The sequence below is a fragment of the Pseudomonas sp. 2,4-D genome, from assembly GCF_030418155.1.
Classification (GTDB): domain Bacteria; phylum Pseudomonadota; class Gammaproteobacteria; order Pseudomonadales; family Pseudomonadaceae; genus Aquipseudomonas; species Aquipseudomonas alloputida.
The window spans coordinates 414,875-436,331 of record NZ_JAUHUI010000001.1; the positions used below are offsets into that span (position 1 = coordinate 414,875).

At 63.7% G+C, this 21,457-nt stretch carries 18 protein-coding genes; 8 read left to right on the forward strand and 10 right to left on the reverse strand.

From position 1 onward, the window contains the following. Positions 1-6: 6 nt before the first annotated feature. From QYE47_RS01970 to QYE47_RS01985, 4 genes are all read left to right on the forward strand, one after another. Entirely contained in the window at positions 7-876 is an 870-nt protein-coding gene (locus QYE47_RS01970; RefSeq protein ID WP_014592750.1) for a LysR family transcriptional regulator, read from the forward strand. Positions 877-1,107: 231 nt separating this feature from the next. Next, complete coding sequence (locus tag QYE47_RS01975) at positions 1,108-2,166, forward strand: putative 2-aminoethylphosphonate ABC transporter ATP-binding protein (RefSeq protein WP_014592749.1); 1,059 nt, start codon at positions 1,108-1,110, stop codon at positions 2,164-2,166. Between the two features lies 1 nt (position 2,167). Continuing rightward, positions 2,168-3,892 (forward strand): putative 2-aminoethylphosphonate ABC transporter permease subunit, encoded by a 1,725-nt coding sequence (locus tag QYE47_RS01980; RefSeq protein ID WP_014592748.1) that lies wholly within the window; start codon positions 2,168-2,170, stop codon positions 3,890-3,892. A gap of 18 nt (positions 3,893-3,910) precedes the next feature. After that, positions 3,911-4,936, forward strand: a complete 1,026-nt coding sequence (locus QYE47_RS01985; RefSeq protein ID WP_014592747.1) for a putative 2-aminoethylphosphonate ABC transporter substrate-binding protein — start codon at positions 3,911-3,913, stop codon at positions 4,934-4,936. Positions 4,937-5,194: 258 nt separating this feature from the next. Here QYE47_RS01985 and QYE47_RS01990 read toward each other — a convergent pair whose 3' ends face one another. Together QYE47_RS01990 and QYE47_RS01995 are read right to left on the reverse strand one after the other, a co-directional pair. Continuing rightward, positions 5,195-6,559, reverse strand: coding sequence for a GTPase/DUF3482 domain-containing protein (locus tag QYE47_RS01990; protein ID WP_070384448.1), 1,365 nt, complete (start codon positions 6,557-6,559; stop codon positions 5,195-5,197). Then, positions 6,552-7,943 (reverse strand): DUF2868 domain-containing protein, encoded by a 1,392-nt coding sequence (locus QYE47_RS01995; RefSeq protein WP_041167109.1) that lies wholly within the window; start codon positions 7,941-7,943, stop codon positions 6,552-6,554. Before QYE47_RS01995 ends, QYE47_RS01990 begins: the two co-directional genes overlap by 8 nt. A 54-nt stretch (positions 7,944-7,997) precedes the next feature. On the opposite strand from QYE47_RS01995, the gene QYE47_RS02000 reads away from it, so the two are divergent. Further along, complete coding sequence (locus QYE47_RS02000) at positions 7,998-8,513, forward strand: dihydrofolate reductase (RefSeq protein ID WP_014592744.1); 516 nt, start codon at positions 7,998-8,000, stop codon at positions 8,511-8,513. Between the two features lie 199 nt (positions 8,514-8,712). Here QYE47_RS02000 and QYE47_RS02005 read toward each other — a convergent pair whose 3' ends face one another. Continuing rightward, positions 8,713-10,104 carry an L-cystine transporter gene (locus tag QYE47_RS02005; protein ID WP_014592743.1) on the reverse strand — a complete coding sequence of 464 codons (1,392 nt, stop codon included), beginning with the start codon at positions 10,102-10,104 and terminating at the stop codon, positions 8,713-8,715. A gap of 244 nt (positions 10,105-10,348) precedes the next feature. Here QYE47_RS02005 and QYE47_RS02010 point away from each other — a divergent pair, with 244 nt between their 5' ends. Further along, positions 10,349-11,404 carry a phosphorylcholine phosphatase gene (locus tag QYE47_RS02010; RefSeq protein WP_014592742.1) on the forward strand — a complete coding sequence of 352 codons (1,056 nt, stop codon included), beginning with the start codon at positions 10,349-10,351 and terminating at the stop codon, positions 11,402-11,404. A gap of 238 nt (positions 11,405-11,642) precedes the next feature. Here QYE47_RS02010 and ilvD read toward each other — a convergent pair whose 3' ends face one another. Continuing rightward, positions 11,643-13,484 carry a dihydroxy-acid dehydratase gene (ilvD, locus tag QYE47_RS02015; RefSeq protein ID WP_003249056.1) on the reverse strand — a complete coding sequence of 614 codons (1,842 nt, stop codon included), beginning with the start codon at positions 13,482-13,484 and terminating at the stop codon, positions 11,643-11,645. A gap of 270 nt (positions 13,485-13,754) precedes the next feature. Then, positions 13,755-14,951 carry a class I SAM-dependent rRNA methyltransferase gene (locus QYE47_RS02020; RefSeq protein ID WP_004575470.1) on the reverse strand — a complete coding sequence of 399 codons (1,197 nt, stop codon included), beginning with the start codon at positions 14,949-14,951 and terminating at the stop codon, positions 13,755-13,757. 175 nt (positions 14,952-15,126) lie between these two features. On the opposite strand from QYE47_RS02020, the gene QYE47_RS02025 reads away from it, so the two are divergent. Then, positions 15,127-15,945 carry an HDOD domain-containing protein gene (locus tag QYE47_RS02025; protein WP_172830965.1) on the forward strand — a complete coding sequence of 273 codons (819 nt, stop codon included), beginning with the start codon at positions 15,127-15,129 and terminating at the stop codon, positions 15,943-15,945. Positions 15,946-15,948: 3 nt separating this feature from the next. Further along, positions 15,949-16,761: a bifunctional DNA-formamidopyrimidine glycosylase/DNA-(apurinic or apyrimidinic site) lyase gene (mutM, locus tag QYE47_RS02030; RefSeq protein WP_010955661.1), complete on the forward strand. Its 813-nt coding sequence runs from the start codon at positions 15,949-15,951 to the stop codon at positions 16,759-16,761. Positions 16,762-16,922: 161 nt separating this feature from the next. Here the strand turns inward: mutM and QYE47_RS02035 are convergent, their stop codons facing one another. From QYE47_RS02035 to QYE47_RS02055, 5 genes are all read right to left on the reverse strand, one after another. Next, positions 16,923-17,174: a YfhL family 4Fe-4S dicluster ferredoxin gene (locus tag QYE47_RS02035; protein ID WP_003249063.1), complete on the reverse strand. Its 252-nt coding sequence runs from the start codon at positions 17,172-17,174 to the stop codon at positions 16,923-16,925. A gap of 101 nt (positions 17,175-17,275) precedes the next feature. Beyond that, a complete protein-coding gene (coaD, locus tag QYE47_RS02040) occupies positions 17,276-17,761 on the reverse strand; it encodes a pantetheine-phosphate adenylyltransferase (protein ID WP_010955660.1) in 486 nt (161 codons plus the stop codon). Positions 17,762-17,873: 112 nt separating this feature from the next. Beyond that, entirely contained in the window at positions 17,874-19,472 is a 1,599-nt protein-coding gene (locus QYE47_RS02045; RefSeq protein ID WP_014592740.1) for a GMC family oxidoreductase, read from the reverse strand. 20 nt (positions 19,473-19,492) lie between these two features. After that, positions 19,493-19,978 (reverse strand): hypothetical protein, encoded by a 486-nt coding sequence (locus QYE47_RS02050; protein ID WP_014592739.1) that lies wholly within the window; start codon positions 19,976-19,978, stop codon positions 19,493-19,495. Between the two features lie 10 nt (positions 19,979-19,988). Then, complete coding sequence (locus tag QYE47_RS02055; RefSeq protein ID WP_070384447.1) at positions 19,989-21,419, reverse strand: coniferyl aldehyde dehydrogenase; 1,431 nt, start codon at positions 21,417-21,419, stop codon at positions 19,989-19,991. Positions 21,420-21,457: the final 38 nt, after the last annotated feature.

Below are 21,457 nucleotides of genomic sequence, written 5' to 3' on the forward strand. Positions count from 1 at the left end.
ACGTACATGCTGAGTTCCGAGCTGAAGGCCTTCTACATGGTGGCCCGTCTGGGCAGCATTACCCAGGCGGCGAAGAAGCTTGGCCTCAGCCAGCCCACGGTGACCACGCAGATCCGCAGCCTGGAAGGCCAGTACGCCGTGGAGCTGTTCTACCGCGGCGGGCGGCGCCTGGTGTTGAGCGAGGAGGGCTTACGCCTGCTGCCGATGGTCAAGGCGCTGCTGCAGCAGGAAGCCGACATCGAGTTCGAGCTGCGCAACAGTGGTCAGGCCCAGGGCAGCCTGCGCATTGCGGCCACTGCGCCTTACTACATTCTCGACCTGGTCAAGATCTATCGCGAACGTTTGCCGCGGGTTGAAGTGGCGGTGGAGATCGGCAACTCGCAGCAAGTGCTGGAAATGCTCGAGGATTACCGGGTGGACATTGCCGCGTCGTCGCAATGGGTGGAGGACGCACGGTTGGTGCGGCGGATACTGGGCACTGACCCTTTGGTGGTGGCGGTGCACCGCAACCACCCGCTGGCCCATCGCCAGTCGGTGTCGATCGAGGTGGTGTCGGGGCATTGCCTGCTGATGCGCGAGAAGGGCTCGACCACACGCAAGCTGACCGAGCAGATGATGCAGGAGGCCGGGGTCAAGGCCAGCGCCATGATGGAAATCGGCAGCCGCGAGTCGATCCGCGAAGCGGTGCTGCGCAATATCGGCATCAGCGTGATTGCCCGCCATGAGGTGCCGCACAATCCCGAACTCCGGGTGCTGGCGCTGGAAAATGCGCCGGTGATGCACGAGTACCTGTATTGCCTGAAGGAACGGCGCCAGGCCAGGTTGCCGGCGGCATTCCTGGGGGTGGCGCAGGAAGTGGCCGGTTCGCAGTTCTAGATTTCTGCTGGCTTCTTCGCGGGTAAACCCGCTCCTACATTTCAGCGTACCCGCGTGCCTGCATTTTCCGCGAACATGCATGCCGTTGTAGGAACGGGTTTACCCGCGAAGAGGCCGGTACAGGCCACTACTAAATCTACCTATACCACTATCATCGGCTTTTGCCTTTAAGCCACAGAACCTTCGCACAGCCTGCCTAGCATGGCCCCATCTCTTCGATGAGGCCATGCCATGAACCACACCACCCCCGGCGCACAGATTAAAGTGCGCAACATCCACAAGTGCTTCGGTGCCTTTACGGCGCTCAACGATGTCTCGCTGGACATCGCTGCGGGCGAACTGGTGTGCCTGCTCGGCCCATCCGGCTGTGGCAAGACCACGCTGCTGCGTTGCATTGCCGGCCTGGAGCGCCAGGATCGCGGTACGCTGTACATCGGCGAACGCGATATCTCCGATCTATCCCCCCAGGCGCGGGACTACGGCATCCTGTTCCAGTCCTACGCGCTGTTTCCCAACCTTACCGTCGAAGCCAATATCGCCTATGGCCTGTCGGGCAGTGGTCGGGAGCAGGCCCGCCAGCGGGTGGCCGAAATGCTCGAACTGGTAGGCCTGTCGGGTAGCGAGAAGAAGTACCCAGGCCAGCTCTCCGGTGGCCAGCAGCAACGTGTGGCCCTGGCCCGCGCGCTGGCACCGTCGCCATCGCTGCTGCTGCTCGATGAACCGATGTCGGCGCTGGACGCCCGGGTGCGCGAGCACTTGTGCACCGAACTGCGTCAGCTGCAGCGCCAACTGGGCATCACCACGTTGATGGTTACCCACAACCAGGACGAGGCCATGTTGATGGCCGACCGCATCGCGGTGATGAACAACGGCCAAGTCGAGCAGTACGCCACCCCGCAGGAAATATACGACCACCCGGCCACGCCGTTCGTGGCCGAGTTCGTCGGCCAGGGCAACTGGCTGCCGTTCCAGCGCAGCAGCGACAGCCATGCCCAGGTCGGCGACATGAACATGCGCCTGGCGCCGGGTTCAGCCCAGGCCAGCAGTGGCCGGCTGTTCTGCCGCCCGGAAGCGATCACGGTCAACCCGGTGGTGCACGAAGAAAACCTGTTCCCGGCCATGGTCCGCGAAATCACCTTCCTCGGTAACCGCTGCCGCATGAGCTTTGAACTCAAGGCCCTGCCAGGCCATGCCCTGCTGGCCGAGCTGGCCCCCGAGGCCATGCCGCGCCTGGGTTCGCAGGACATCTGGGTGGCGTTGCCGCCGCAGAGCCTGCAGGTGTTTGCCTGAGATGGCCGCGCCAATGTCCCTGCCATTGAGCCAGGCCAAGGCCGCGCCGCGTGCTGGCTTCGCCCTGGGTGACCGGCTGTTCGTCGTCGGTGGCAAGAGCCTGCTGCTGATCCTGTTGGTGCTGGCCGTGCTGATGCCGTTGCTGGCGATCTTCTGGCGTGGTTTCAGCGGTGAAGCGGGCCAGGGTGGTGGCCTGCTGGCGGCCCGTGAGCTGTTCGCCAGCGACAACTTCCACTGGTTGCTGGGCAACAGTCTGTCGGTGGCCTTCACCGTCGCGGCCATTGTGGTACCACTGGCCTATCTGTTCGCTTATGCCCTGCAACGCACGCTGATCCCGGTCAAGGGCCTGTGGCGGGGGATTTCGCTGCTGCCGTTACTGGCGCCGTCGATGCTGCCGGCTATCGCCCTGGTCTACCTGTTTGGCAACCAGGGCCTGCTGCGCGGGTTGCTCAGCGACAATATCTACGGTTTCTGGGGCATCGTGCTGGGCGAGGCCATCTATACCTTCCCGCATGCGCTGATGATTCTGCTGTCGGCACTGTCACTGGCCGATGCTCGCCTGTTCGATGCGGCCCACAGTATGGGGGCAGGCTCGTGGCGTGCGTTCACCAGCATCACCTGGCCGGCCTCGCGCCAGGCGGTGTTCGCGGCGTTTTGCCTGGTATTTACGCTGACTATCACAGACTTCGGTGTACCGGTCGTGGTGGGGGGCGACTATCAAGTGCTGGCGCTGGAAGCCTACAAGGCGGTGGTGGGCCAGCAACAGTTCGGCCGTGGCGCGCTGATCGGCATGGTGCTGCTGTTGCCGGCCCTGTTCAGCTTTACCGTCGACGCCTGGCTGCGTAGACGCCAGGGCGAGGCCATGGGCGGCCGTGCCCAGGTGTTCGAACCCAAGCCGTCACGCGGCCGCGATGCCTGCTTCCTGACCATTGTGCTGCTGGTGTGCGCGGCGTTGCTGGTGGTGATCGGTATGGCGGTGTACTCCTCGCTGGTCACTTTCTGGCCCTACAACCTGTCGTTGTCGCTGCGCCACTACATGTTCGAAGACACTGCCGGTGGCGGCTGGCTGGCCTACCGCAATAGCGTGACCATGGCCATTGGCACCGCGCTGATCGGCAGCATCGTGATCTTCACCGGTGCTTACCTTATGGAGAAGACCCAAGGCCAACGTCTGCTCAACCATGCGCTGCGCCTGCTCAGCTTCATCCCCATGGCCGTGCCGGGCCTGGTACTGGGCCTGGGCTACGTATTCTTCTTCAACCTGAACGGCAACCCGCTGCATGTGCTGTACGGCGGCATGGGGTTGCTGGTGGTGTGCACCATTGCCCATTACCTGACCACCGCGCAGATGACCGCGACCACTGCCCTGCGCCAACTCGACGGCGAGTTCGAGGCCGCCGCGCTGTCGCTGAAGGCGCCGTTGTACAGGCACTTCGTGCGGGTGACCGTGCCGATCTGCCTGCCGGCACTGCTGGACATCATCCGCTACCTGTTCGTATCGGCGATGACCACCGTGTCGGCAGCGATCTTTCTGTACAGCCCCGACACCATCCTGGCTGCCGTTGCCGTGCTGAACATGGACGACGCCGGCAACGTTGGCGGTGCCGCCGCCATGTCCACCTTGATCCTGCTGACCAGTGCCGGCGCTTCACTGTTGCTGGCTGCAGCCTCGCGCGGCCTGCTGCGCCGCTCCCAAGCCTGGCGCCAACGCGCCGCGACCGTCTGACCTGTAAGGAACCTACCCATGCACAAGCACCTTGCACTTGCCGTTGCCGTTTCCGCTGTGTTCAGCCTGCAGGCTTCGGCCGCCGATACCCAACTGACGGTCTACACCGCCCTGGAAGCCGAGCAACTGAAAACCTACAAGCAGGCCTTCGAGAAAGCCAACCCGGATATCGAGATCAAGTGGGTGCGTGATTCCACCGGTATCATCACCGCCAAGCTGCTGGCGGAGAAAGAGCGCCCGCAAGCCGACGCTGTGTGGGGGCTGGCGGCATCGAGCCTGGCCATCCTCGACCAGAACGGCATGCTCGAAGCCTATGCGCCAAAGGACCTGGGCAAGATCTCCGGCAATTATCGCGACGCCGCCAACCCGCCAGCCTGGGTCGGCATGGACGTGTGGGCCGCCACCATTTGCTTCAACACCATCGAGGCCGAGAAACAGGGCCTGAGCAAACCGGTGAGCTGGCAGGACCTGACCAAGCCTGAGTACAAAGGCAAGATCGTCATGCCCAACCCGGCCTCGTCCGGCACCGGCTTCCTGGATGTCAGTGCCTGGTTGCAGACCTTTGGCGAGCCGCAGGGCTGGGCCTACATGGATGCGCTGCACCAGAACATCGGCCAGTACGTTCATTCCGGCTCCAAACCGTGCAAGCTGGCGGCGGCGGGCGAGTTTCCGATCGGTATTTCGTTCGAATACCCGGCCGTTCAGCTCAAGCGCCAAGGCGCGCCGCTGGACATCGTGCTGCCAAAGGAGGGCTTGGGCTGGGAGATCGAGGCAACCGCAGTGATCAAAGGCTCGCCCAAGGCGGATGCAGCCAAGCGCCTGGCCGATTTCTCCGCCAGCCCGGCGGCCATGGAACTGTACAAGGAAAACTTCGCCGTACTGGCCGCGCCGGGCATCGCCAAGCCGCAGACCGAGCTACCGGCGGATTATGAGCAGCGGTTGATCAAGAACGACTTTGCCTGGGCCTCGAAAAACCGCGACCAGATTCTGGCCGAATGGCGCAAGCGCTATGACGGCAAGTCGGAGAAGGTGGCCCAGCAGTAACGCTTCACTGTTGCAGGGCTGGCCTCTTCGCGGGTAAACCCGCTCCTACACGGGGACAGTGGAATACAGCCCGTCGTAGGAGCGGGTTCACCCGCGAAAGGGCCGGTCCTGCTGGCCAATCTCCACCCGCCGTTCACCGTTGCCGCCGCCACCGTATTCGCGGGTAAACCCGTTCCTACCACGGTGGTGGACACACATCGGGGGGGCACAGGCCGTTGTAGGAGCGGGTTCACCCGCGAAAGGGCCGGGCCTGCTGGCTCAAATCTGTGAAACCAGCGCCTCCAGCTGTCCCTGCCGCTCAGCCTGATTCAGCTTCGCCCCGGGATTCAGGGTGGACCATTGCGGGTGCGCCCGCGCCTTGACCAGCGCCTCCGGCAACTTGCCCTCGCGCCAGGCCTTTTCATCCAGCTCACCCAGCCTGATGCTGTCCTGCGCCGCATGCCCGCGGTTATCCAGCGCCACCATCAACTGCTGCTGACGCAAGGCCAGCAGACGCAATACCGTGTCGTCCACGGTCAGCTCGCGCTTGCCCTTGAGCTTGCCCATCAACCGTGAGCCATAGTTGCGCGCCGTCTGCAGCGCACCGCCGGCAATCGCCCCGGCCAGCGCCGCCGCGCCGAGGGTAAGGCCACCAACCAGCAAATCGACCCCGGCCCCCGCTGCCGCCCCCGCCGCCACGCCGCTGCCCAGGCGCACGCCCAACAGTTTCAACGTCTCTGGATTGAACAAATCATCGCCCCAGCGGCCGTCCAGCAATGGCAGGTCGCTGGCGTGGGCGTCCTCACGGCGGAAGGCATACAGCTTGAGCAGGGCTTCGACGCAGCGTTGTTCTCGTTGGCGTATGTCCTGGCGCAGCGCCTCAATGGCCCGAGCTTCTGCCGCTGGTTCGGCCTCGACACTGCGCCGGCATGCAGCGCAATCGAGCAGCAGCTCGGCAATCAGGCGCTTGCCGCTGTGCCGGCGTGCCAAACGCTGTGCCTGCTGGTCGTCGATCAGCCGTTGCAGCGCCGGGCGGGCGTTTTCCAGCAGCAGCGCCAGGCTTTCGTACAAACGGCGCTCGCCATCCTCTGGCGGGGCCACGCTGTCGAACCGCACCAATGCGTGAAGCCCAAGCCGGGCAAGGGCTTCACGCCATTCAGGCTCGCGGTGCTGGCTGCTGGCGACGAAGTTGAGCACCGGCAGCAACGGCTTGCCGCAGTTGGCCAGTACTTCCAGTTCGTCGCGGTACTTGGCAAGCACCGGCTCGCGCGCATCGATCACATACAGCCCGGCATTACTGGCCAGCAGTTGGCGCAATACCTTGGCCTCCTGTTCGAAGCGTTGGCGCGCTTCGCTGCCCTGCAGAAAGCGCTCCAGCCGGGCCGGGCCGTCCAGGCGCTCGCCCGGGCGTTCCAGACGTTCAAGGTAGTCGAGCAGGGCGATGGCATCTTCCAGGCCGGGCGTGTCGTACAGCTCCAGCAAGGGTTCACCGTCCACAGACAGCCGCGCACCTTCCACATGGCGGGTGGTGCTGGGGCGGTGGGACACTTCGCCAAAGCCGACGTCGCGGGTCAGGGTGCGCAGTAGCGAGGTTTTACCAACATTGGTATGGCCGACCACGGCCAGTTTCAGTGGCTCAGTCATGGCCATGCTCCAGCCAGGTCAGCGGTGAGGTGTCGGCATGGTGCAGGCCAAGACGGTCAAGGGCTTCGTGCCAATCGCCCAGACGCTGCGCATCGAGGGGCTGGCCGGGTGCAGCCTGCAGTAGCCAGATACGGGTTGCGCCGGCATTGCGCGCCAGTTCGGCGAGCAGCGCCAGGCTGCCGCGGTCAGGCGAACGGCGTGGGTCGCAGGCGATGGCCAGGCGTGCCGGCGGGAAGCGGCTGAGCTGCTCCAACAGCCGGTTGCGTGATTCGCGGCTGTCGAGTACGCCGGCATCGGTCACGCTTTTGGGCAGGGCGGGTGGCCAGGGGCGCTGGTCGTCCAGCTCCAGGCCGACCAGCAGGGCACCGCTGCTGCCGCTTTCCAGCTGCCCGGCGGCAAACTGTGGCAAGGCTTGCGGGGCAGCATCCTGCACGCCGATGCGCTCGCTGCGCGGCATCAGTGCTTCGCGCAGTTGCGCGTAGCCGGGCAGGCCCAGGTCCAGCGTCAGGCGTTCGCGGCCCTGGCGCCAGCGCCACAGGCATAACCCGGCCAGCAGCAGGCGGGGCAGCAGGCCGTATACCAGTACCACGCCAAGCAGCCAGCTGGCCCAGGCCTGGCGTGCCATGTCCAGGGCCGGCAGGCTGTCGCCGCTGGCGCGGATCATGGCTTCGTCGGGCACGGCGAAGCCCAGCAACGAGGGCAGGGCGCCCAGTGCTTGGGTCAGGTGAATGAACGGGTCGGCGGCGAGCAAGGTGGTTTCCCAGACAAAGCCATAGCGCCGGGTTGCCAGCAAGACCAGCAGCATGCCCAGCGCGGTGAGCATCGCCAGCAGCCAAAGGCCGTGTACCAACAGGCCGAGCAGCCACCGGTTGAGGCGTTGACGTTGCAGCAGCACCAGCAGCGCTGGCGCCAGGTGCGCGGCCTTGGCATCGCGGGCAAAGCGTTCGCTCAGCCACAGCCACAAGCGGCCCAACCCTGCGCCATGCTCGCCGCTCAGGGCAAAACCCATGGCCCAGCCCAGCAGCATCAGCAGGTTCAGCCCGAGCAGGCTGCCCAGCGCCCAGAACACATTCACCGGGCGCTGCCCGTCACCGAGGGCGGCCAGCCCCAGGCCTGCGCCACTGAGCACGGCCAGCAGCAGCAGGGCCAGCAGCGCCAGACGCGCGCCCTGCTTCCAATGGCGCAGGGCGCCGGTCATGTCATCGCGCTCGGCCAGGAACAGCGCACGTGTTTCGATGCGCGTGGCCAGGTCGCCACCTAGCTGGCGGGCGTGGCGGTTCGCTTCCTGGTCTTCCAGCGGGCCGGCATGTTCTTCGCGCAGGCGTACCGCTTCGGTGAGCCAGCGCTTGTCCAGTGGCGTGGGTGCAGTCACAAGGTCTTCCATTGCACAGGTCAAGGCAGAAGCATAACCCACACGCCCGGTGCTATCCTCGCCGGCATGAATACATCACTCCCCCTCAGCCTGATCGCGGCTTATGCCGAGAACCGCGTGATCGGCATCGACAACTCCATGCCCTGGCATTTGCCGGGGGACTTCAAGTACTTCAAGGCCACCACCCTGGGCAAGCCGATCATCATGGGGCGCAAGACCTGGGACTCGCTGGGGCGGCCGCTGCCTGGGCGGCTGAACATCGTGGTCAGCCGCCAGCCGGGGCTTGAACTGGCGGGTGCCGAGGTGTTCGCCTCGCTTGAAGAGGCGTTGGTGCGGGCCGAGCAGTGGGCGCGCGAGCAGGGCGTCGGTGAGCTGATGCTGATTGGTGGCGCGCAGCTGTATGGGCAGGCGCTGGAGAAGGGGCTGGTCAGCCGCATGTACCTGACGCGGGTTGAGTTGGCGTCAGAGGGGGATGCGTGGTTCCCGGCATTTGATGAAGGGCAGTGGAGGCTGACTTCTAGCGAGGTACAGGCTGAGGAAGGTAAGCCGGTGTATCACTTCGAGGTTTGGGATAAGGGTTGAGATTGTTGGGGGCTGCTCTGCAGCCCTTCGCGGGTGAACCCGCTCCTACGGGGGCCGCAGGGGGGCAGAGATTGTTGGGGCTGCTTTGCAGCCCTTCGCGGGTGAACCCGCTCCTACACGGGACCGCAGGGGGTTTAGGTTTTGAGCAAGACACGAGCGGCCTTGTCGCGAAAGGGGCGCAATGCGCCCCGGCGATCTGTCAGGTGTGGCTCAGCTCGGCATGTTCATCACCGGCCAGCACTTCCTTGTCAGTCTCTTTCAACAGCTGGCTGGTGACAACGCCCGCCGTCATCGAACCGTTCACGTTCAACGCCGTACGGCCCATGTCGATCAGCGGCTCCACCGAAATCAGCAACGCCACCAGTTCCACCGGCAAGCCCATGGCTGGCAGCACGATCAGCGCGGCAAAGGTGGCACCGCCGCCCACGCCGGCAACCCCTGCAGAGCTCAGCGTGACGATGGCCACCAGGGTGGCGATCCACAGCGGGTCGAAGGTGTCGATGCCTACCGCTGGCGCGACCATCACCGCCAGCATGGCAGGATAGAGCCCGGCGCAGCCGTTCTGGCCAATGGTGGTGCCGAACGATGCGCTGAAGCTGGCGATCGATTGCGGCACGCCCAGACGGCGGGTTTGTGCCTCGATGTTCAGCGGAATGCTGGCGGCGCTGGAACGGCTGGTGAAGGCGAAGGTCAGCACCGGCCACACCTTGCGGAAGAAGCGCAGCGGGCTCACACCGGTGGCGGCGAGGATGATGCCATGCACCACGAACATCAACCCCAGGCCCAGGTACGACACCACCACGAAGCTGCCCAGCTTGAGGATGTCCTCCGTGTTGGAGCTGGCCACTACTTTTGTCATCAACGCCAGCACGCCATAGGGGGTCAGCTTCATCACGACCCGCACCAGGCGCATCACCCAGGCCTGCAGGGTATCGATGGCGGACAGGGCGCGCTCGCCCTTCTCGGCGTCGTCCTTGATCAGCTGCAGCGCGGCCAGACCGAGGAACACCGCAAAGATCACCACGCTGATGATTGAGGTCGGCTTGGCCCGCGCCAGGTCGCCTACCGGGTTGCTGGGGATGAACGACAGCAGCAGTTGCGGGATGTTGAGGTCGGCAACCTTGCCCGCGTAGTCACTGTGGATAACCTGCATGCGTGCGCTTTCCTGGACGCCGGCCACCAGGCCCTCGGCGCTGAGGCCGAACAGGTTGGTCAACACAATGCCGATCAGGGCGGCAATGGCCGTGGTCAGCAGCAGGGTGCCAATGCTCAGCACGCTGATGCGGCCCAGCGAAGAGGCAGTGTGCAAACGTGCCACGGCACTGAGAATCGAGGCGAAGATCAGCGGCATGACGATCATCTGCAGCAGGCCGACATAGCCGTTGCCGACCAGATCGAGCCAGGCGATGGTTGCCTTGAGCACGGGGTGGCCAGCGCCATAGATCGTGTGCAGCACAAGGCCGAAGACCACGCCCAGCACCAGGCCAAGCAGTACCTTCTTGGCCAGGCTCCAGTCGGTGCGGCGGGTTTGTGCCAGACCCAGCAACAGGGCCAGGAACGCCAGCAGGTTGAGTGACAGCGGCAGGTTCATTGAAGCTCCAGCAGAAAAAAGCATAAGTGGCATCGCCTCTGTGAGCGATTGCGAACGGAAATGCTAACAGCCTGAAAACAAACGAATTTATACCCAAATGGAATTTACATAGTCGTTTATGGAATAACGGGATGTCGCAGATTGCAATGAACAAGGCGTTTGCGGCTGCCTGGAGGTCGTTATCGGGGGCTTGCAGTAGGAATTGTTGCACTAGCGTTTCTGGGTCATTTCAGGAGATTCGTACATGAAAGTCGCTGCGAAAGCCGCCGCCATTGGCCTGTCCCTGCTGTTCAGTATCGAAACCTTCGCCACGGAGCTCAAACACTGGCCTGCTGACGCGGCCAAACAGCTCGACAGCATGATCGCCGCCAATGCCAACAAGGGTAACTACGCGGTGTTCGACATGGACAACACCAGTTACCGCTATGACCTGGAAGAAGCCTTGCTTCCGTTCATGGAAAACAAGGGCCTGCTAAGCCGCGACAAGCTCGACCCTTCGTTGAAGCTGATGCCGTTCAAGGACACTGCCGAGCACAAGGAAAGCCTGTTCAGTTACTACTACCGGCTGTGTGAGATCGATGACATGGTCTGCTACCCGTGGGTAGCCCAGGTGTTCTCCGGCTTTACCTTGCAGGAGCTGAAGGTGCAGGTGGATGAGCTGATGGCTTCGACCAAGCCGATCCCCAGCACCTATTACGAAGGCGACCAGGTCAAGGCCATCGAGGTTCAGCCGCCCAAGGTCTTCAAGGGCCAGGCCGAGCTGTACAACAAGCTGATGGAGAACGGCATCGACGTCTATGTGATTTCGGCGGCCTCCGAAGAGCTGGTACGCATGGTCGCCTCGGACCCCAAGTATGGTTACAACGTGAAGCCCCAGAACGTGATTGGCGTGAGCCTGCTGCTCAAGGACCGCGCCAGCGGACAGCTGACCACTGCGCGCAAGCAGATCAGCGCCGGGCACTACGATGCCAAGGCTAACGAGGGCCTGGAGCTGACCCCTTACCTGTGGACCCCGGCCACCTGGATGGCGGGCAAGCAGGCGGCGATCCTTACCTACATCGACGAATGGAAGAAACCGGTGCTGGTGGGCGGCGACACGCCGACCAGCGATGGCTACATGCAGTTCCACGGGGTGGATGTGGGCAAAGGCGGTATCCACCTGTGGATAAACCGCAAGGCCAAGTACATGGACCAGCTCAACGGGATGATTGCCAAAAATGCGGCGGCGCAGGCCAAGGAAGGGTTGCCGGTGACGGCGGACAAGAACTGGGTGATTGTCACGCCGGAGCAGATTCAGTAACGGGAATATCAACCATCGCGGCCCACAATGAGGGGCTGGGCGGCTTTCTGGTCAATGTTTTGCGCCAACAGGGTCACTTGTTCAATGGCACGTTCACGGATCCTGGCGCCCTCAGGGCCGAGGGTCTGTTCGACCACTACACTGTGCGCCGCGAAGCGAGAGCTTTGATCCAGCCTTTATCCACAGGCAAAAAAAACCGGCGTACGAGACGCCGGTTGTGCCAATGCCAGAAAAGCCCTTACAGCCCTTCGAGCATTGCCTTGTTACGCACCGCACCCTTGTCGGCACTGGTGGCCAGCAGGGCATAGGCCTTGAGCGCGGTGGTTACCTTGCGTGGACGGACCTCGGCTGGCTTCCAGCCCTTCTTGTCCTGCTCGACACGGCGTTCCGCCAGCTCTTCATCGCTGACCAGCAGGTTGATCGAGCGGTTAGGGATGTCGATCAGTACCTTGTCGCCGTCGCGCACCAGGCCGATGGCGCCGCCCGCCGCGGCCTCTGGCGAGGCGTGGCCGATCGACAGGCCCGAAGTACCGCCTGAGAAGCGACCGTCGGTGAGCAGGGCGCAGGCCTTGCCCAGGCCTTTGGACTTGAGGTACGAGGTCGGGTAGAGCATTTCTTGCATGCCCGGGCCGCCTTTCGGGCCTTCGTAGCGGATGATCACGATGTCGCCGGCTTTCACCTCGTCGGCGAGGATGCCGCGCACGGCGCTGTCCTGGCTTTCGAAGATCTTCGCGGTGCCCTCGAACACGTGGATCGATTCGTCGACACCGGCGGTTTTGACCACGCAGCCATCCAGTGCGATGTTGCCGTACAGCACGGCCAGGCCGCCCTCTTGCGAGTAGGCGTGTTCAAAGCTGCGGATACAGCCGTTTTCACGGTCGTCGTCGAGGGTTTCCCAGCGGGTCGACTGGCTGAATGCGGTCTGGGTCGGGATACCGGCAGGGCCAGCCTTGAAGAAGGTGTGCACGGCTTCGTCATCGGTCTGGGTGATGTCCCATTTGGCGATGGCTTCTTCCATGCTGCGGCTGTGCACGGTCGGCAGGTCGGTGTGCAGCAGGCCGCCACGGGCCAGCGAACCGAGGATGCTGAAGATGCCGCCGGCGCGGTGGACGTCTTCCATGTGGTACTTCTGGATGTTCGGCGCCACTTTGCACAGCTGCGGCACTTTGCGTGACAGGCGGTCGATGTCGCGCAGGTCGAACGCCACTTCGCCTTCCTGTGCTGCGGCCAGCAGGTGCAGGATGGTGTTGGTCGAACCGCCCATGGCGATGTCCAGCATCATGGCGTTTTCGAACGCTTTGAAGTTGGCGATGCTGCGAGGCAGTACCGACTCGTCATTCTCGCCGTAGTAGCGCTTGCACAGCTCGACGATGGTGCGGCCGGCCGTGAGGAACAGCTGCTCGCGGTCGGAGTGGGTGGCCAGGGTCGAACCGTTGCCCGGCAGGGCCAGGCCCAGGGCTTCGGTCAGGCAGTTCATCGAGTTGGCGGTGAACATGCCGGAGCACGAACCGCAGGTCGGGCAGGCGCTGCGCTCGTATTCGGCGACTTTCTCGTCGGAGGCCGTGGAGTCGGCCGCGATGACCATGGCATCGACCAGGTCCAGGCCGTGGCTGGCCAGCTTGGTCTTGCCGGCTTCCATCGGGCCGCCGGAAACGAAGATCACCGGGATGTTCAGGCGCAGGGCGGCCATCAGCATGCCGGGGGTGATCTTGTCGCAGTTGGAGATACAGACGATAGCGTCGGCGCAGTGCGCATTGACCATGTATTCCACGGCGTCGGCAATGATTTCGCGGCTTGGCAGCGAGTACAGCATGCCGTCGTGGCCCATGGCGATGCCGTCATCGACCGCGATGGTGTTGAATTCCTTGGCCACGCCACCGGCGCGTTCGATTTCGCGGGCCACCAGCTGGCCCAGGTCCTTCAGGTGCACATGGCCCGGGACGAACTGGGTGAACGAGTTGGCGATGGCGATGATCGGTTTCTTGAAGTCTTCGTCCTTCATCCCGGTGGCGCGCCACAGGGCACGGGCGCCGGCCATGTTGCGGCCTTGGGTGGAAGTCTTGGAACGATAATCAGGCATGAAACACTCCTGGCGGCTTAATCAGGTCACAAATAGGGGAGTGAGCTTCTCTTGTCCTTTGCGCCGCAGGCCGGTTGCCACTGGCACGGATGGGGCCAAGACTGCGCGGGATCGCCGCGTGCTTGACCAGAGCTCATAAACCCGCCGGGGATGACTGGCGATGAATAGGCCGATTCTACACCGCTGGCGCGGTGAGGGAATGCAGATGTGGATGGTTGGCGGGGGGATTGCGGCAGGAAAGGGCCGCTGGGCGGCCCTTTTTGGCAGATATCAGCTGTTTGGCAGTAACCGGCAGGTGATGCTTTTGATGTAGCGGGTTTCGGCGATGGCCGGGTGTACCGGGTGATCCGGGCCCTGACCGCCTCGCTCAAGCAGCTGCATGTTGCGGTCCAGGTGGCGGGCACTGGTCAGCAGGATGTTGTTCAGGTCGTCCTCGGGCAGGTGCATCGAGCACGAGGCGCTGACGAGGATGCCGTCTTTGTTCAACATGCGCATGGCCTGTTCGTTCAGGCGGCGGTAGGCCGCTTCGCCGTTTTTCAGGTCCTTTTTGCGCTTGATGAAGGCAGGTGGGTCGGCAATGATCACGTCGAAGCGTTCTTCGGCTGCCTTGAGCTCGCGCAGGGCTTCGAACACGTCGCCTTCGATGCAGGTCAGCTTCTCGCTGATGCCGTTCAGTGCAGCGTTACGCTCCACGCCGTCCAGGGCAAAGCCCGAGGCATCGACGCAAAACACTTCGCTGGCGCCGAAGGCACCGGCCTGCACGCCCCAGCCACCGATGTAGCTGAACAGGTCGAGTACACGCTTGCCCTTCACGTACGGTGCCAGGCGGGCGCGGTTCATGCGGTGGTCGTAGAACCAGCCCGTCTTCTGGCCTTCGCGCACCGGGGCTTCGAACTTGACGCCGTTCTCTTCCAGCGGCACCCAGTCCGGCACTTCGCCGTAGACGGTCTCGACATAGCGCTGCAGGCCTTCGGCGTCGCGCGCGGCCGAATCGTTCTTGAACAGGATGCCGCTGGGCTTGAGCACCTGCACCAGTGCGGCGATCACGTCATCCTTGTGCGCTTCCATGGTGGCCGAGGCCAGCTGCACCACGAGGATATCGAAGAAGCGGTCGACCACCAGGCCAGGGAGCAGGTCGGAGTCACCGTAGACCAGGCGGTAGCACGGCTGGTCGAACAGGCGCTCGCGCAGCGACAGGGCGACGTTCAAGCGGTGTACCAGCAGCGACTTGTCCAGCGGCAGCTTGATGTCGCGTGACAGCAGGCGGGCGCAGATCAGGTTGTTCGGGCTCAGTGCGACGATGCCCAGCGGCTTGCCGTTGGCTGCCTCGAGAATGGCCTGCTGACCCGCCTGGAAGCCTTGCAAAGGGGTCGCGCTGACATCGACTTCGTTGCTGTAGACCCACAGGTGGCCGGCGCGCAGGCGGCGGTCGGCATTGGCTTTGAGGCGAAGGCTGGGCAGGGACATGACGTCGCTCCGGGAAAAAGAGCGGGATTATAGCGTGTCTGCTGTGCTTTCGCCTTTAGAGGTGTGGTAACTGGGAGCGCTTAGAGGGTTAAAATGCCGCGTCCTAAACGAGTGTGCACGTATGTCCCAAGAACTCAGCGCCGAACAGATCCAGCAAGCCTTGCAAGGCATCACCATCCCGCCTCAACCGCAGATCATGGTCGATCTGCAGTTCGAGCAGTACATGCCTGACCCAGACCTGGAAACCATCGCCAAGCTGATTTCCCAGGACCCGGGCCTCTCTGGTGCCTTGCTCAAGCTGGTCAACTCTCCGCACTTCGGCTTGTCGAACAAGATCGGTTCGATCCAGCGTGCGGTGAACCTGCTGGGGAGCCGTTCGATCATCAACCTGATCAACGCCCAGTCGATCAAGGGCGAGATGAGTGACGAGACCATCGTTACCCTCAACCGCTTCTGGGATACCGCCCAGGACGTCGCGATGACCTGCCTGACACTGGCCAAGCGTACCGGCATACAGGCGGCGGACGAGGCCTATACCCTTGGCCTCTTCCATGACTGTGGCGTGCCGTTGATGCTCAAGCGCTTCCCCGATTACATGGACGTGCTGGAAGAGGCATACGCCAAGGCCGACCAAGAAACACGCGTGGTCGATACCGAAAACCGCACGTTCAACACCAACCATTCAGTGGTCGGCTACTTCACAGCCAAATCCTGGCGCTTGCCCGAGCACCTCACTGCGGCCATCGCCAACCACCACAATGCCTTGGCCGTGTTCCGCGACGATACCTCGCGCAATACCCAGAGCCAGCTGAAAAACCTGCTGGCGGTGCTGAAGATGGCCGAGCATATCTGCGCGTCCTACCGGGTGCTGGGCAACCAGTCGGTGGACCACGAATGGAATGCGGTCGGCCCTTTGGTGCTCGATTACATTGGCTTGTCGGAATACGATTTCGAAAACCTCAAGCAGAATATTCGCGAGTTGGGCGGACACTGACACATGCCGGAATTGCCAGAAGTAGAAACCACCCGGCGCGGTATTGCGCCACACCTGGAAGGCCAGCGCGTCAGCCGTGTGGTGGTACGCGACCGACGCCTGCGCTGGCCGATTCCGGAAGACCTTGATGTGCGCCTGTCAGGGCAGCGCATCGTCAGCGTGGAGCGACGCGCCAAGTACCTGTTGATCAATGCCGAAGTGGGGACGCTGATCAGCCATTTGGGCATGTCGGGCAACCTGCGGCTGGTCGAGCTGGGCTTGCCGGCGGCCAAGCATGAGCATGTCGACATCGAGCTGGAGTCCGGGCTGATGCTGCGCTACACCGACCCACGCCGCTTTGGTGCCATGCTGTGGAGCCTGGATCCTCTGAACCATGAGCTACTGCTGCGCCTGGGGCCTGAGCCGCTGACCGACCTGTTCGATGGTGAACGGCTGTTCCAGCTGTCCCGCGGGCGGTCGATGGCGGTCAAGCCGTTCATCATGGACAACGCGGTGGTGGTAGGGGTGGGCAACATCTACGCCACCGAGGCGCTGTTTGCCGCCGGTATCGACCCACGCCGGGAGGCGGGCGGGATTTCCCGGGCGCGCTACCTGAAACTGGCGATCGAGATCAAACGGGTGCTGGCAGCGGCGATCGAGCAGGGTGGTACCACCTTGCGTGACTTCATCGGTGGCGATGGGCAGCCAGGGTACTTCCAGCAGGAACTGTTTGTGTACGGGCGTGGCGGGCAGCCGTGCAAGGTATGCGGCACTGAGTTGCGCGAAGTGAAGCTGGGGCAGAGGGCGAGCGTGTACTGCCCGCGCTGCCAACGATAAAACGTTCGCTGCAAACCTGTTGAAGCAAAACCTGAACGTTGGCGCGGTAACTGTGGGAGCGGGCAAGCCCGCGAAGCAGGCGACGCGATGAATGGCTCCGGCTGCGCCGGTGTTCGCGGGCATGCCCGCTCCCACAGGGAGCGTGCAGCGAAGGGCAGTGATCAGCCCTTGCCAGTGATCCGGCGATACTTGGCCATCAGCTGTTCTTCGGTTTCCGGGTGCGCTTCATCCAGCGGGATGCAGTCGACCGGGCACACCTGCTGGCACTGCGGCTCGTCGTAATGGCCTACGCACTGGGTGCACAGGTTAGGGTCGATCACGTAGATCTCTTCGCCTTGGGAGATAGCCTCGTTCGGGCACTCGGGTTCGCAGACGTCGCAATTGATGCAATCGTCGGTGATGATCAGGGACATGGGGACTCCGGCCGGGGCTCACAGCCCGGGCATGTTCAACGCAATGGGCACAATTGTGCCGCATTCGCGCCCGCAGTGCACGCGGGCGCGACAATCAGGCGTCAGGCTTGCTTCTTGAAGCGTTCAGTCAGTGCGTCGGCCACCACCGGGTGGACGAACTTGCTGATATCACCGCCCAGCGCAGCAATCTCCCGGACCAGGGTCGAGGAAATGAACGAATAACGCTCCGACGGCGTCAGGAACAGGCTCTCGACATCGGGGGCCAGTTGCCGGTTCATGTTCGCCAGCTGGAACTCGTACTCGAAGTCGGACACCGCACGCAGGCCACGCAGGAAGACGTTGGCGCCCTGTTCCTTGGCGAAATGCGCCAACAGGGAAGAGAAGCCGATGACTTCGACATTGGGCAGGTGCTTGGTGACCTCACGGGCGAGCTCAACCCGTTGTTCCAGGGGGAACAAAGGGTTTTTCTTGGGGCTGGCCGCCACCGCGATGATCACGTGGTCGAATAGCCGCGAAGCGCGCTCGACCAGATCGCCATGGCCTTTGGTAATGGGGTCGAAAGTACCCGGGTACAACACTCGGTTCATCGCGTCATCCTGGCTGGAGTGCGTTGGGGAGTCGGATGGTAGCGCAGCGACGGCGCCCCGGCCAAGTCATGCGGCCGACTGATGGCACTATAGACAGGGGCCATGTTCGTTGTCATGCGCTGTGTGCCAGGCGGCTGACCAGTGCTTCGCTGAGCCTGGCGCTGATGGCATACACCGACAATTGCGGGTTGGCGCCGATGCTGGTGGGGAACAGTGAACCGTCGTGAATCGACAGGTTTTCCAGCTGGTGATGGCGGCCCAGGCTGTCGCACACCGCGTGGCGCGGGTCTTCTCCGAGGGCACAGCCGCCCATTACATGGGCGCTGCCCAAGCGCGTGCGGAAGGGCTCCAGACGCAGTTTGTCGATCATGGTCAGGGCCTGTTCCAGGCTAGAGGCGGCGCTGGCGTCGCTGTGCACCAGGGTTACCTGGGTGGCGCCAGCAGCGAACTGTATTTGCGCCATGCTGCGGTAGGCGCGCCGCAGGCCATCCCGCAGGTAGTCGGTGACCGGGTAATCGAGCACGGGTGAACCATCGCCGCGCAGTTCCACGGTCCCGCCTTGGCTTTCGGGGTGAAAACCATCGCGTAGCAGCGCCAGCATCACATGGGTATGTGGCAGCTCGGCCATGCGCTGGGCACTTTCGTGGCCGAGCCCGCCCAGCAGGGTGCTGGCCAGGGCCGGATGCAGCGGCGGTACTTCCAGCTTGTAGCCAGCCGGGCCGTCTACGCCGCCTTGCCACTGAAAGTGATCGCTGTAGATCGATTGCGGGGCGCCATGGTAGGGGTCGATACGCTCGCTGAAGCGTGCCGCACTGAAGTTGACCAGGTGCAGGAAGGTTCGCTTGCCCAGGCGACCATGCGGGTCGGGCGCGGCAGAGCGCAGCAGCAGGGCCGGGCTGTTGATACCGCCACCGGCCAGGAGGTAATGGCGTGCCCGCACGCCGACCTGCCTGCCGGTAGGGTGTATGCCCTGGGCGTCCAGGGCCTGGCATGTCAGGCTCTGAATGCGTTCGCCGTTGTGGGTGAAGCGCTCGGCCCGCGCCAGGTACAGCAGTTCGCCGCCTTGCTCGAGGGTGGCAGGTATACGGGTCACCAGCATCGATTGCTTGGCATTCACAGGGCAGCCCATGCCGCAGTAGCCCAGGTTCCAGCAGCCGCGCACATTGCGCGGGATCACCCCCCAGCGGTAACCCAGCTGTTCGCAGCCCCGGCGCAGCACATCGTTGTTGGCATTCGGCGGCAAGGCCCAAGGGCTGATGCCCAGTTCCTGCTCCATGCGCTCGAACCAGGGGCGCAGTTCATCCTCGCCCAAACCGTTCACGCCATGGACCGAGGCCCAGTGCGCCAGGGTTTGCGGTGGAGTACGAAAGATCGAGGTCCAGTTCACCAGCGTGGTGCCGCCCACGGCGCGGCCCTGCAGGATGGTAATGGCGCCATCCTTGCTCATGCGCCCCAGCCCTTCCTGGTAAAGGCTGGCGTAGGCTTCGCTCTCCAGCAGGTGGAAATCGCTGCTGGTCTTCAGGGGGCCTTCTTCGATCAGCAGTACCTTGAAACCGGCAGCGCTGAGCATCTGCGCACTGGTGGCGCCGCCGGCACCACTGCCGATCACGGCAATGTCGGCCTCCAGAAACAGGTCGTGCTCCAGGCGAGAGGCGTCGTGGGTGATCCAGCCGCGTTCGAGGCCTTGGCGAAACGGGTCGGGGACAGGCATTGGCGATGCTCTTGTTGTTTTCAGATTTTCGGTGGGCCCGGGTAACCGCAGTCTGCCCAGGATTCGGGGCGTTCGTACCAGGCCATTTGCAGCAGTTGCAGCAACGAGGCGTGCCCCATGCGTAGCAGGTTCAGCGAGCTGTCCTGCCAGCGTTGCAGGAACGCCGTGACCTGCGTGGCGCCAGCTTGGCCCCAGCTGCCCCAGACGCCGGTCAGCGGGCCGCGAGTCAGCGGCAGGCTGAGCACGTCGAACAATTGCCGGGTGAGCTTGAGCATTTCCGGCGACAACGCCGCCAGCTTGTTGTCGAGGCTGCGCAACACCGGCGCATCGGTGGCCTGTGTACCGGCCAGGACCACCGGGATCAGCGCACGCAGCAGGGGCAGGTCGTCGTCACGAAGTACCTGATAGCCGGTTGCGGCGGTTTGCACGCTGCACCCCACCAGGCTGGCACCCGCCAGAAAAGCACTGGCGCCGAGGCTGAAGCGCAGCAGGTCGCGGCGGTGCATGGCGCGGCCCTCAGCGGATGAATAATTTGTAGACCAGGCGTTGCAAGGCTTTGCCATAAGGCGGGTAGATCAGCCGTGCGGCGTTGAAGCGTTGCTTGGCAAGTACCGCCTTGGCCTTGCTGAAGGTGAGGAAACCGTCATGACCATGGTAGTGGCCCATGCCTGAAGGCCCGATGCCGCCGAAGGGCAGATCATCCTGGGCAACATGCAGCAAGGTGTCGTTCAGGCACACACCGCCGGAGTGGGTGTGACGCAGCACATGCTCCTGGGTGTGGCGGTCATAGCCAAAGAAGTACAGCGCCAGTGGGCGTGGGCGCTGATTGATGTAGGCCAAGGCCTGGTCGAGGCTGTCATAAGGCACTAACGGCAATAGTGGGCCGAAGATTTCGTCTTGCATCACCTGCATGCTGTCGTTTACGTCCAGCAGCAAGTGTGGCGGCAGGCGCCGGCCCTGAGGGGCTTCGCCTGGGTACAAGTCGAGTACTTGCGCGCCTTTGGCGCGGGCATCATCCAGCAGGTGCTGCAAGCGCTGCAACTGGCGCGGGTTGATGATGGCGGTGTAGTCGGGGTTGTCGGCGATGCGCGGGTACAGTCGGTGCACGGCGCGCTGGTAGGCGTCGCTGAAGGCGGGCAGCCGTTCGCGTGGCACCAGTACGTAGTCGGGGGCGACGCAGGTCTGGCCGGCGTTGAGGGTCTTGCCGAAGGCGATGCGCTCGGCGGCGCTGTCCAGCGGCACGTCGTCAGAAACAATAGCGGGGGATTTGCCACCCAGCTCCAGGGTGACCGGGGTCAGGTTGTGTGCGGCAGCCTGCATCACCTGGCGGCCCACGCTGGTGGCACCGGTGAACAGCAGGTGGTCGAAGGGCAGGCGGGCGAAGGCCTGGCCCACCTCGACCTCACCGAGCACAACGTTGACCAGGTCTGTGGGGAACACACGCTCGAGCAGTTGCTGCAGGGCCAGGCCAGTCGCGGGCGTGGCCTCGCTAAGCTTGAGCATGACCCGGTTGCCGGCGGCCAGGGCGCAGGTCAACGGGCCGATGGCGAGGAGCAACGGGTAGTTCCACGGCACGATGATGCCGACCACGCCCAAGGGTTGATAGCGCACCTGTGCGCTGGCCGGCTGGAACGCCAGGCCGACACGGCGTCGGCGGGTGCGCATCCAGCCTTGCAAGTGCTTTTCGGCGTGGCGCAGGCCCTGCACTGACGGTAGCAGTTCGGCCAGCAAGGTCTCGTCGGCGCTGCGCCCGGCAAAATCCTGGCTGATGGCTTCGATCAGTTCTGCCTGGCTGCTCAGCAAGGCTTCACGCAGGCTCTTCAGCCACTGCCGCCGCTGCGCCGCTGGTGGCAGCGGGTTACCGGCAAAGGCCAGGCGCTTGGCCGCGAACGTCGTCGCGAGGTCGAGGTCGAATTGCACAGGGGGCAAGGCACTGGGCGAGTTCATGGTGGTGTCGAGTCCGGGCCGGGGTTGCCTAGAGCCTA